At 56.6% G+C, this 11,565-nt stretch carries 8 protein-coding genes; 1 reads left to right on the plus strand and 7 read right to left on the minus strand.

The features are described from left to right. Positions 1 to 354 precede the first annotated feature (354 nt). The 7 genes from LKE08_RS27075 to LKE08_RS27105 form a co-directional block, all read right to left on the minus strand. Positions 355 to 1,947, minus strand: coding sequence for a 1,4-alpha-glucan branching protein domain-containing protein (locus tag LKE08_RS27075; protein ID WP_324707409.1), 1,593 nt, complete (start codon positions 1,945 to 1,947; stop codon positions 355 to 357). Between the two features lie 347 nt (positions 1,948 to 2,294). Continuing rightward, the gene (locus LKE08_RS27080) at positions 2,295 to 4,292 is read right to left on the minus strand and encodes an ATP-binding protein (protein ID WP_324707410.1); all 1,998 of its coding nucleotides are present in this window, start codon (positions 4,290 to 4,292) and stop codon (positions 2,295 to 2,297) included. Positions 4,293 to 4,297: 5 nt separating this feature from the next. Then, complete coding sequence (locus LKE08_RS27085; RefSeq protein ID WP_324707411.1) at positions 4,298 to 5,248, minus strand: phosphate/phosphite/phosphonate ABC transporter substrate-binding protein; 951 nt, start codon at positions 5,246 to 5,248, stop codon at positions 4,298 to 4,300. A gap of 446 nt (positions 5,249 to 5,694) precedes the next feature. Continuing rightward, the gene (pgsA, locus tag LKE08_RS27090) at positions 5,695 to 6,231 is read right to left on the minus strand and encodes a CDP-diacylglycerol--glycerol-3-phosphate 3-phosphatidyltransferase (RefSeq protein ID WP_324707412.1); all 537 of its coding nucleotides are present in this window, start codon (positions 6,229 to 6,231) and stop codon (positions 5,695 to 5,697) included. A gap of 62 nt (positions 6,232 to 6,293) precedes the next feature. Then, entirely contained in the window at positions 6,294 to 8,069 is a 1,776-nt protein-coding gene (locus tag LKE08_RS27095; protein WP_324707413.1) for a serine/threonine-protein kinase, read from the minus strand. A gap of 31 nt (positions 8,070 to 8,100) precedes the next feature. Continuing rightward, a complete protein-coding gene (corA, locus tag LKE08_RS27100) occupies positions 8,101 to 9,291 on the minus strand; it encodes a magnesium/cobalt transporter CorA (protein ID WP_324707414.1) in 1,191 nt (396 codons plus the stop codon). Between the two features lie 576 nt (positions 9,292 to 9,867). After that, positions 9,868 to 10,131, minus strand: coding sequence for a pentapeptide repeat-containing protein (locus LKE08_RS27105; RefSeq protein ID WP_324707415.1), 264 nt, complete (start codon positions 10,129 to 10,131; stop codon positions 9,868 to 9,870). Positions 10,132 to 10,848: 717 nt separating this feature from the next. Between LKE08_RS27105 and LKE08_RS27110 the strand changes: the two genes are divergently transcribed. Continuing rightward, positions 10,849 to 11,436 carry a CHAP domain-containing protein gene (locus tag LKE08_RS27110; protein WP_324707416.1) on the plus strand — a complete coding sequence of 196 codons (588 nt, stop codon included), beginning with the start codon at positions 10,849 to 10,851 and terminating at the stop codon, positions 11,434 to 11,436. Positions 11,437 to 11,565: the final 129 nt, after the last annotated feature.

The raw sequence follows: 11,565 nt of genomic DNA on the forward strand, positions 1-11,565 counted from the left end.
CCGACTTCGGCCGCGGAGCGGTTCAACATCGCCTGCTGGCGGTTCTTGACGGTCTGGTGATGGCGCATCATCAATGCTCTGGCTTGATCTTGGGTAGACATGGGTCGAGTCCTCCTGATGAGTTGAGTTGTTTTTTTTCCTTATGCTTATCACTATACTATAAAATTCTGTAGTCTATTTTACAAAACGCCTTTACTTTACAAAATTTAACATTCTTTCTTATAAAGTGGCGTGGGGATGGGCAAAAAAATGACCCCAAACCCGCTTCCGGGCTGGGGAAATGGCATCCAATTGTCGGGGTTCCGGGTCGGGAGGCGGGGGGGCACCGATCGCCGATAAGGGCTGAAACTCCCGCTACAGGGCAGGTCGGTAGACTTTGTAATTGATGTTGGGGAAGATATTATCCAAATATTCAACCTTTTCCAGCCAGCCCGAATCGATCTTCTCAACCTTAATGTCATCATAAAGTTTGTTGAAGCGCATCAGGTGCGATCGCGTCCGGCGCACGGCGTAGGGGACCATCGTCCCGGAGCTCATGATAAACGCCCAGTCAGAGGATTGGGCCAGAAGCAACTCCCGAGCCGCCTGGTTGAGGGCCCGCAACTCCAAATCGTCCGTCGCCTCCCGACAGGCCAGGGAGATCATCCGCTCCGCGGCCTTGTGCAGGTGGGGATAAATCCAGGAATTGCTGTGGTTGAGCCAATATTCGTGAAACCCCTTGTACCCCCAACTCGACTGAGCCGGACGGCACACCTGCTGGGTGGGGTAAGCCTGCAAGTAATCCGCCAAATGGCTCATAGCGTAAACGTCCTGGTCGAACCAGGTCTTGCGGAACAGGCAATCGAGGAACCAGGGTCCCTCATACCACCAGTGGCCGAACAGTTCGGCATCGTAGGGGGAAACGATGATGGGGGGGCGCTGCATGATGCCGTGCAGGTGTTCGACCTGCCGCTCCCGGTTGAACATGAAGTTCCCGGCGTGTTCGGCGGCTTTTTGTCGGGCCCAATAGGGGTCGTAGAGTTCCTTATCCCCGAGTCCCAATCCCCGGCCGGTAATTTTGTGGTACTTGATGCCCGTATTTTTCCGCTGGCCGTTGGGCATGATATAGGGTTTAATATATTCGTATTCGGCTTCCCAGCCCAAATCCTTGTAAAATTCTCGATATTCCGGGGAACCCGGATATCCCACCAGGGAAGACCAGACCTGCTGGGAGGACTCGTGGTCGCGGGCGAAGACGGCGACACCAGTTTCCGTGAAGATGGGGGCGTAGGTGCCGAAGCGGGGGCGGGGTTGAGCGTAGAGGACGCCGTGGCCGTCGGTGAGGAAGTAGCGCAGGCCGGCGTCGGCGACGTGGCGTTCCAGGCCGTTGTAGTAGGCGCATTCGGGGAGCCAGATGCCCCGGGGGGGGCGACCGAAGTTGTCTTCGTAGTGTTCGCAGGCGACTTGAATTTGGGCTTGTACCGCCTGGGGGTACATTTTCATCAGGGGCAGGTAGCCGTGGGTGGCGCCGCAGGTGATGATCTCCAGGTTGTTGGAATCTTGGAATTGTTTGAAGGCTGTGACCAAATCGCCGCCGTAGCGCTCCCAGAGGGTGCGGGCTTCCGCAAATTCTTCGACGTAGTGTTCGGCGAGGTAGACGAGGTGGCCGTTGTGTTGGTTGTGTTCGACTTCCCGGGCGACCAATTCCTGCAGTTTGGCGAGGTGTTTGTCGTAGCGCTCTTGGAGGAGGGGATCTCGCAGCATGGCGACCAGGGGGGGAGTCAAACTCATCGTCAGTTTGAACTCGACGCCGTCCCGCTTCAATCCCTCGAACATTTTGATCAGGGGGATGTAGGTTTCCGTGATGGCTTCAAAGAGCCACTCTTCCTCCAATACGTAGTCGCTTTCGGGGTGTCGGACAAAGGGGAGGTGGGCGTGGAGGACCAGGGCAAGATAGCCAATAGACATAGTAATTTAGAACGAATGAGGATTTATAGGGAGCTAGAGTCCGAACGGCTGCAGAATATTTTAAGATTTTAAATCGAAATGGGCTGATTCGGGCAAGGTTAATTTTATCGCAGGAAATGGGGATTAAAAAGGTTCGCCGTTTGAGTTTCGGGGCTGTTCCGGGGTGAGGCGGTGGGGGCGATCGCAATCAATGAGATCAAATCCTGACATCCACTCTCAATATCTGTGGCGGCGGGATGAGGGAGTCGGGAGTTGGGAGGCAACGGTTAAGGCAACGGTTAAGCTCCAGGAGAAACGCCCCCGGTGCGCCCCGCACCCCGAGATCAAAACGGGCCGTGCGAGCGGGATTAGATGGGGACCCAGACGGCGGAATCAATTTTTTTTTTGGATAAATTGTCGGACACCACCAGTGGCAAACAGGCCGTAAAAGTCGATCCCAAACCGAGCTGACTTTCGACGGTGACGGTCCCCCCCATCATCTCGCAAAACCGCTGGCTGATGGAGAGTCCCAGGCCGGTCCCTTCGTAGCGGCGGGTGGTGGAGTTGTCGGCCCGCTCGAAGGGTTCAAAAATTTTGGTCATCTGCTCCGGGGTCATGCCGATGCCCGTGTCGCCAACTTCAAAGGCGACCCAGCCGCGGGACTGGCCGGGGGCGATCGCCACCGAAGTGGCCGAGCCGTTGCTGCCGGCCCGGTGGGGCAGAGACTGAGAGTGGTGGCGCGCGCGGTAGCCGACGTTCAGGGTGACGACCCCGCGTTCGGTAAATTTAGCCGCGTTGCTCAACAGGTTGAGCAAGATCTGTTTGACCTTGGTGCGGTCGGCGTGCATCCCCTCCAAGTCGGGGTCGCAATTGACCCGCAGTTCGTTGTGATTTTTCTGCACCAACGGCTGCACCAGGGCCTCCACCTCCCGGACCAGGGTGGCGATATTGAAGTCTTCCAAACAGACGCTCATCATCCCCGACTCCAACTTGGAGATGTCCAAAATATCCTGGATGATGGCGAGCAGGTGCAGCCCCGAGGCGCGAATTTGGTCGAGGTCGGGGATGAAGTCGGCGTAGCCCAAATCCACCGCGTCCTCCCGCAGCAGGTCGCTGTAGCCGATGATGGCGTTGAGGGGGGTGCGGAGTTCGTGGCTCATGCTGGCGAGGAACTCGCTCTTGGCGTGGTTGGCCGTCTCCGCCGCCTCTTTGGCCCGCTGCAGTTCGATTTGGGCCAGCTTGCTTTCGGTGATATCGCGGACGATGGCAAGGACTTCATTTTCGCCGCTGACGACGATCCGGGCTTCAAAATGGTGGCGGCGATCGTTGAGAAACCACTCGTACTCGAACACCTGCACCTGATGGCTGCGGAGGGCGATGCTCACGTATTCCAGATACATCTGGGCCAGATGTTTGGGCAGCAGGTCGTAGATGCTGCGGTTGAGATACTGGCTCATCGACTGGATCAAATTGTCGCCCCGGGAGGCCCGGAAGTCCAGAAACACCCCGTCCCGGCTGAATCGAAACATCAGGTCTGGGATGGCGTTGAGGAGCGCCCGATTTTTAGCCTCGCTCTGTCGCAGGGCCTCGGCCCGGAACTCCAGACTTTTGATCAGTTGTTCCTTGCTGTCGATGAGATCCCGCAACTGCTTCGTCATCTTGTTGAAGGAGTCGGCCAGCACCTGGAGTTCGTCCTGAGATTGGATGTCGATCTGCAACTCCAGGTCTCCCGCGGCCAGTTCCCGGGTGGCGGCGGTCATCTGTTTGAGGGGTTCGGTGATCGAGCGGCTGATCACCAGGGCCAGGAGGGTGCCGGCCGTGGCGGCGGCCAAGGCGGCGATCAAGCCCCGATTTCGCACCGCCGCCATTTTCGCCTCCAGGGGTTGGGTCGAGAGTCCGACGCTGACGGCCCCCACCGGTTGGGAACCCAGGACGACCGCCTGACCAGCGATCAGGCGCTGTTGGTCGGACTTCCACTCGAAAACGGTGTCCCGACTTTGGAGCAACTGCAAGGCCCAGGGGTCGGGTTCCACCCCGTAGGCCAGCACGTCCCGCCGGTAGGCGTCGGCCAGAATCCGGCCGTCCTTGTCGTAGATATTGCCGGACACCAGAATTTTGGCGGTTCCGAGCTGCTCCATGAGTTCCTTGAGGAAGGAGACGTCCAAAAAATAGAGGGAGTCGGCGGATGTCACCGAGAGGGTTTCGAGTAAAATTTCCGCCTGCTGTTCGAGTTCCTGCTTAAAGGTTTGTTGCTGGCGACGCAGGGAGAGCCAAGTGACGCTGGCTACGACAATGATGACCAAGCCCGTCATGGCCAAGGTCAGTTTGGTCGCCAACGAAACTTGTCGGTTCCGGAACTTTCCCATCCAACTCACCTGTTCTGAACGCGGTCGTACAATTCTCGCATCCGATTCAGATCGGCTTCCGGGGGAAATGCGTCGAACTTCGCCGTTTTTTCAAAGGATTCGAGTACGGCCTGTCCTGCGGGCGTTTTGTCCATATCCATCAACACGGCCTTGATCCCCTCCACCAATTCGGGGTCCATGCCGGGGCGAACCAGGACAATATGGCGGGCGAGTTTTTCGGTTTCCGCCAAGATCTTCAGAGCCGAGCGACTTTCCTCCGGAATCGCCATGAAGGTGGGCAAATCGGCGGCACCGGCCTCAACATTTCCGCTGATCACCCACTGGATTGTATTTTCGTCGTCGTTGCTGAAAACGTATCCGATTTCGTCCGGGGCGACGTCATCGAGGGGGGAGGCTTTTTGGACGGGATTGAAGCCGGCGTCGATCAAGTAGTTGAGGGGCAAGAAGTAGCCGGAGGTGGAGACGTCTTCCTCGAAGGCGATCGTCCGGCCTTGCAAATCCTCGATGCTCTCGATGCCGCTGTCTTTTCGGATGAAGATGACGCCGAAATACTCGGCATTTCCCCCCTTCCAGCGGCGCAGGACCGGCTCGGCGCCCGAGGCGTCGCTCACCCGCATGGCGGGGTAGGGGCTGTCGAAGTAGATATCGACCTCCCCGCTTTTGAGCATCGCCGCGATCGCCTCCAGATTCGGGGCGACTTTGACTTCTCCCGCGCCGATGTCATATTCTCCCAGATTTTCGGCGAGGTAGTCGGCCATCGGCTGAAACTGCCGGATTTTCTGGGCTGCATTTTTGGAGACGTCGGCCAGAACGATGGGTTCTCCCGCCGGTTCGGAGGTGGCGGCGGGGGAAGCCTCGGCTTCCGGGGATGGGGGGGTGGCGGCGGGGGGGCTACAACCCACGACGGCTGTCACCAGACCTAATAATATTAGTTTTCCGCAAAAATTTGGCAACATCTGATTTAAACCTTGTAATGCTCAATTACACAGTCAATGGCAGATAAAACTTAACACAGTAGATCACCCCGTCTGGCTACCCATCCCCTCACGAAAGTCGGGCGGGATCGAGGAAATTGACCTCAACTCCCAGTTCTCAACCCTTCACGTTTCGGGTTCCCGAGTGCCCCATTCACCGCCACACTTTACGGGGAGCGGGTAGAGTTTGTATACATTTAGACTTGGACGAGATCTTAACAGACCCCCAGCCAACTTGTCTGCCTCGTCTCCCGGGAACGGCATCGAGATTAAGGATAGTTATTCGAGCGGATTGTTAAAGATTTTGTAAACTTCCGGGGGATTGCCCGGACGGGACTCAGGGATGCAGAATGGTGGAAAATGTTTCCGACACCCGAACCGACAGTGGCGGCGTTTAAAAAGGGTCTAAACTCGGGAATTCGGTGGAGTTATCGGGACTCATTTTTAGAGAAATCCCCGATTGAAATTGAGGGGAACACGTAGGTCAAACCGGACATCAAGGTGACGGCGACGGCGGCCCAAAAGGCGATCGCGGACGGTCGATCCCAGGCGGCTGGGAGGGGGGCGATCAACAGGGAAATGGCAGCCATTTGCAAGACGGTTTTCGCTTTTCCCCACAGGTTCGCCCCGGAAATTTGCGGTTGATTGACCCGCCACCCCGCGATCGCCAATTCCCGACCCACGATCAAAAAGACCCCCCAGGCCGGGATCTGTCCCAGCTCGATCAGGGCCAACAGGGGGGCCAGCACCAGCAATTTGTCTACCAGGGGGTCGAGAAATTTGCCCAAATCGCTGACTTGGTTCAGTCTTCGGGCCAGGTAGCCGTCCAGCCAGTCGGTGGCGGCGACGGCCAGGAAAATGCCCAGACAAATCCAGCGGATCTCGGGGGTGGGGTGGTGCAGCCCCCAGAGGATGAAGGGAATTCCCAGCAGGCGGGAAAAGGTGATCCAGGTCGGTAAATTCATGGTTGAATGGGAGAGGGGGTGGGATCTCGATCATAGCAAGATCTCGGTTGATCCCGCGATCGCTACTCCCGCCGCCAGATTTTCAAGGTGTTGTCGCTGCTGCCGCTCGCGAGAATCTTGCCGTCGGGACTGATGGCGATGGCGTTGACATCGCCGTGTCCGAAAAGGGTATCCACGACGGTTTCCCGGTCGAGATCCCAGATTTTGACGGTGCGATCGGCGCCGCCACTGGCCAGGAGGGGGGTGCGATCGCGATCGGGAGACGGGAAAAAGGCCACCGTCCTCACCCAATCCTGGTGGTCGGTCAGGGTTTGTCGGAGTTCCCGCCGTTCCAGATCCCAAATTTTGACGGTTTGATCGCTGCTGGCGGTGGCGAGAAGTCGCCCGTCGGCGCTGAAGGCGAGGGCGTTGACGTCCCGCCGGTGTCCGGCGAGTTGTCCCAGGTGCTCCCCGGTGTCGGGCCGCCACAGGTGGACGGAATTATCGCTGCTGGCGGTGGCGAGCAACCCCCCGTCCGGCGCGTAGGCCAGGCCGTTGATCCCCCGCAGGTGTTGCAGGCTGCGACGCAATTCCCGGGTTTCCCTGTCCCAAATGTGAACGGTCCCGTCGTCCCCGGCGGTGGCGATCGCATCTCCGGGGGGACTGAAGGCCGCGGACATCGACACCCGGCCGTCCCCGTGGGCCGCGATCGCCCCCAGTTCGTTTTGGGTCCCTAGGTCCCACAGGTGCACTTTCCCGTCCCCGCCGCCCCCGGCCAGGAGGCGACCGTCGGGGCTGAAGGCGACAGCCAATATCGGTTGGGAGGGGGTCAGGAACGAAGCCACCCATTCCCCCGTCTCGGCCCGCCAGAGTCGGACGGTGCGATCGAAACTCCCCCCCGCCAAAATCCGGCCGTCGGGGCCAAACGCCACGCAGGAGACGGAACTCCAATAGTCGCTGACGGTCTGGGGGCGCTTCCAACCCAAACCAGTCTGTCGGGGGGGCACGGTGGCGGGTTGGGCGATGACGTTGAGTCGGGGGCGGCGGGCGTCGAGATCCCGGAGCACCTCGGCGGCGGACTGGTAGCGGTGGTTAGTGGCCTCTTCGGTGAGGCGATCGAGAATTCGACCCAATTCGTCGCCGATGGCGTTGTCGGCCAAATAGTGCCGCCACACCCAACGATCTTCCCCGGTATCGAACAAATCGAAGGGGGACAACTGGGTGAGCAAATGCAGACAAGTCACCCCCAAACTGTAGAGATCGCTGGCGAAAGTCGCCTTCCCGCGCAACTGTTCCGGCGCCACATATTCCGGCGTCCCGATCAGGGTTCCGGTCCGCAATAAAGCGCTGCCGACCGCCTGTTTTGCCGCCCCGAAATCGACGACGACCAACTGTCCGTTGGGGCTGCGGATGAGATTCTCCGGTTTGATATCCCGGTGGATGATGTGGTGGGAGTGGATGAATTCCAAAACGGGGAGCAAATTGCCCAGCAAATAGCGGATTTGAGATTCGTTGAACCGGCCGCGAGCTTCCAAAATCTGCCGCAAATTTTTCCCTTCGATATACTCCTGAACCAAATATTGATTCTCTTCGATTTTGAAAGAGTCGAGCAGTTGGGCGATTTGAGGGTGCTTGCCCAGGTTTTCCAACCGGGCGGCTTCTTGTTCAAACAAATCCGCCGCCTTTTGCAAATGTTCGGGGTTTTGCGATCGCGGAGAAAACTGTTTGAGGACGCAGGGAGAGGCGGTGGGGTTGCGCTCGTCGGTCGCCAAGAAGGTGCGGCCGAATCCCCCCGCTCCCAAGCATTTGATAATCCGATATCGTCCGCCGACGATCTGTTCGTTTGTCAAGGCTGCCATTCCCTCCCAATATCAGTGAGAAGCCCTCGGTTTAGCGATCGCCGAATTTTTCGCGGTCGAAACGAGAATAATTCTTGAACCAACCCCGCTTCCAGAAAAAGTAAACCAAACTTCCGGCGATGAGAGCCATCACCCCCAAGGCGGCCGGATAGCCGTAGTACCACTCCAATTCCGGCATATTGAGCGGCGATGCCTCCGGGTCGAAGTTCATGCCGTAGACCCCGGCGATAAAGGTCAGGGGAATGAAAATCGAGGAGATGACCGTCAACAGTTTCATGACTTCATTCATGCGATTTCCCATCGAAGACAGGTAAATGCTGATTAGGTCGGAAGCTAATTCTCGGTAGGTTTCCAACATATCCCGGACGTTTACCGTGTTGTCGTAACAGTCGCGCAGGTAGACTCGCACTTTTTTCCCCACCAGCCGCGTCTTGTCCCGTATCAGGATATTTAAGGCTTCCCGCTGGGACCAGATCGCCCGCCGCAGGACTAGGAGTTCCCGCTTTATTTTATAAATACTTTCCATCGTCTTTTTGGAGGGTTGGAAGAGCACCTCATCTTCCAAATCTTCCAGGCGATCGCTGTAAATTTCAAGTAGGGGAAAAAATTCGTCGATGATGGCATCCAAGATCGCGTAGGCGAGATAGTCCGCCCCATTTTTGCGGATTGTCCCCTTGTTGAGTCGGATGCGATCGCGCACCGGTTCCAAACAATCGTATTGGGGTTCTTCCTGGACGGTGATCAGATAATTGTCCCCCAAAATGATGCTCACCTGTTCTTTGTGCAGTTTTTTGGATTTGGGGTTGAGCATCACCATCCAAGCCACGATCACCAGATGCTCGGGATTGTCGTAGTATACCACTTTCGGCCGCTGCGGGACGTTCACCACGTCTTCCAAGGCGATGGGGTGGAGGTTGAAAATCTGGGACATTTTACGCCAGGTTTCCAAGTTTCCCAACCCCTGGACGTCGAGCCAGGAGATGGAACCCGGATCGAGGTAGGTGGAACATTCTTCCGGACTGCCGAGGACTTTGCGGGTGGCGTTCGCCTCGTTGTACTCGATCAAAATCAGTTCCGGCGGCGGCGCGTCGGGCTCGAGATCGAGGGTTCCGGGGAGGCTTCCCGGTTCGTCAAAAAAGTAATCCAACTCGGATTCTTCTTCTTCCTCTTCTCGGGGGGGTTCCAGGTAGGGATGGGAGGAGGATTGGATGCTGTGAGCCATAAACTTGCGATCGCGTCAAATGCCGTTATTGCCATTGTATCGAAGATGGGAATCGCGATCGCGATCGCTCATCAAATGTAATGTGGTGTCCTCCGAGTTGCCTCGGGGCGACGGTTTTACCCTTTGTCGCCCATCTGGTAACGTCCGGCCCCCCGAATTTTAAATTCGAGGGAATCCCGGCCATCTGCTGAAACATTCCGGTCGCCGCGATCCGGCAAAATTTAACATTTTTAAAAACCGGATTTTTTCTCCCATATTTTCGGTAAATTTTACCCCAATTAAAAAGCCTAAAATTTATTGTTTTTATCCGAGTTTAGACCCGGGTCGTCGGCCGAGAAACACCGTCGCAGATGTTTTGGGCTTGGCGATCGGTGCGCCGTCGCCAATCGGGATTTGGTCTGATCAAAAAAATCTGGAATCGCCCGCGAATCCAGCTCTCAAAAAATAGCTACATTAATTTTGGGCGCGAGTCCTGCGCCCGGGAAAGCCGGCGGTATGGGAAATCTCCGTAAGTGGGGACGTGACGGATACCGACCCGGTTTAGAAAAGCCAAAAAAGCGATGGGAATCGAGGATTTTATGGCGTTTGTTTGAAATGTAGTCCCAGTTTTTGTTTCAGGGTTTCGCTGTAGTGGGCCAAGTGCCAGTTGATCGCTTGCTGAAGTTGGCTGGGTTCCAAATTCTCGGCGTCTGTCAAATCGGCATCTTGGAGATTCGCCCCTTCAAAAATCGCATAGCGGAAATTGGCGCGTCCTAACCGAACCCCGCTCAAGTTGGCGTTGGTGAGATCTGCGCCTTGGAGATTGATGTAGAACAACCCTTTGGTAAAATTCGCCGACATGGGAATGACCTCCCTAAAATTGGCTGGTTCGAGTCAAACTCGATGATACACCCTATATTATCCGTGATCTCACGGATGTCAACTGTGATATTTGTTGCTGCGGCGGGTGAATTTCGGTTGATCGCCGGGTGACGGCGGTTTGTGGCTATTGTGAGGAGCGGCGGCCCGAGGAGCGATCGCGATTGTTAATTTTTGTGGATCGATCCGGACTCGAATCCGACCCGAAGAAATAGATCGAGAGCGGCGATCGGTTGCCGAGATGCGGGTGATATACAGTCCGGTCAAATACCCGGAAGTGTCAGACCCCTCACTGCCTTTGAAGACGGCCCGACCCAAGGACTCGTCCATAGGGGTTCGGGGTTCAGATCCAGCCCGGTCGAGAACTTTTTTTCGGCATGAAACGGGCGAAAAGTTAGGTCTAAATGTCCGCGCCCATCGTGGCTTTTTGCCCCCAGGGTTCTCACCCCTCTGTAGGATTTAATTCGCCTCGAAAAGCTTGTGGCAGGGCGTTTAACAGTCACAATCGAACCGAGTCATTCGGGTTTAGCGATGTGGCGATCGCCCCGGAGATTGGCGTTTTATTTCTCCGAGTCTCCCACCGCAATTTTGACCCAAAGCGGACAGTTTAAAAACCGGATCGATCGAGAATATTAAGAACACTCGATCGCCTCAAAATTGAGTTATAACTTAAATTGAATGGCTAGGGAAAATTCTCCGATGAAAACAGTAGACGATCTGCTTCGAGTTGCAGTGGGTGAAATTGGCTACAGCGAATCTCCTCCAAGCAGCAATCAAAATAAATACGGTCACTGGTACGGCATGAATTATGTACCCTGGTGCGCGATTTTCATTTCCTACTGCTTCGATCGCGTCAGCCTGACGCTACCAATCCGCACCGCCAAAGGATTTGCCTACTGTCAGGACGGGGTGTACTGGTTCCAGAGGCAGGGGCGGTGGTTCTCCAAGCCGCAAGTCGGAGATATCGCCTTCTACTGCTGGCGGGGCGACGGCATCGCCGATCATGTCGGCATCGTGGAACGGATCGAGTCGAATGGAAGCGTGGTCAGCATCGAGGGAAATACAGCCGTCGGCAACGACTCCAACGGCGGACAGGTGATGCGCCGCCACCGGGAGCCCTGGTGTTTTCTGGGCTTCGGACGCCCCGCCTACCAACAGAAGCCCGCACCCCCGACCCAGCAAACCCCCTCTCAGACCCCGGAGAAGCCGAAATCCGATCGAGGGGAGCCTCCCGAATACCACCGCAACCTAGTCGATGCCCTCACGGGACGCGATCGCAAGGGCTAACATTCAGATCGGATATCGGGGAATGGAGGAGGTCTCGATTAGCTCAAAGCTGATATAGCAATGAGCGCTCGTGTGTTTACAGTTCGGTTCGTGGAACAGAACCCGAAACTTCCATGTGTCTTGGCGATT

The organism is Lyngbya sp. CCY1209 (assembly GCF_035615495.1).
Taxonomy (GTDB): Bacteria; Cyanobacteriota; Cyanobacteriia; order Cyanobacteriales; family Microcoleaceae; genus Limnospira.

Bases quoted from the DNA above. Each gene is read 5' to 3' on its own strand.
- LKE08_RS27075 (WP_324707409.1), bottom strand. From the start codon at position 1,947: ATGTCTATTGGCTATCTTGCCCTGGTCCTCCACGCCCACCTCCCCTTT.
- LKE08_RS27080 (WP_324707410.1), bottom strand. From the start codon at position 4,292: ATGGGAAAGTTCCGGAACCGACAAGTTTCGTTGGCGACCAAACTGACC.
- LKE08_RS27085 (WP_324707411.1), bottom strand. From the start codon at position 5,248: ATGTTGCCAAATTTTTGCGGAAAACTAATATTATTAGGTCTGGTGACA.
- pgsA (WP_324707412.1), bottom strand. From the start codon at position 6,231: ATGAATTTACCGACCTGGATCACCTTTTCCCGCCTGCTGGGAATTCCC.
- LKE08_RS27095 (WP_324707413.1), bottom strand. From the start codon at position 8,069: ATGGCAGCCTTGACAAACGAACAGATCGTCGGCGGACGATATCGGATT.
- corA (WP_324707414.1), bottom strand. From the start codon at position 9,291: ATGGCTCACAGCATCCAATCCTCCTCCCATCCCTACCTGGAACCCCCC.
- LKE08_RS27105 (WP_324707415.1), bottom strand. From the start codon at position 10,131: ATGTCGGCGAATTTTACCAAAGGGTTGTTCTACATCAATCTCCAAGGC.
- LKE08_RS27110 (WP_324707416.1), top strand. From the start codon at position 10,849: ATGAAAACAGTAGACGATCTGCTTCGAGTTGCAGTGGGTGAAATTGGC.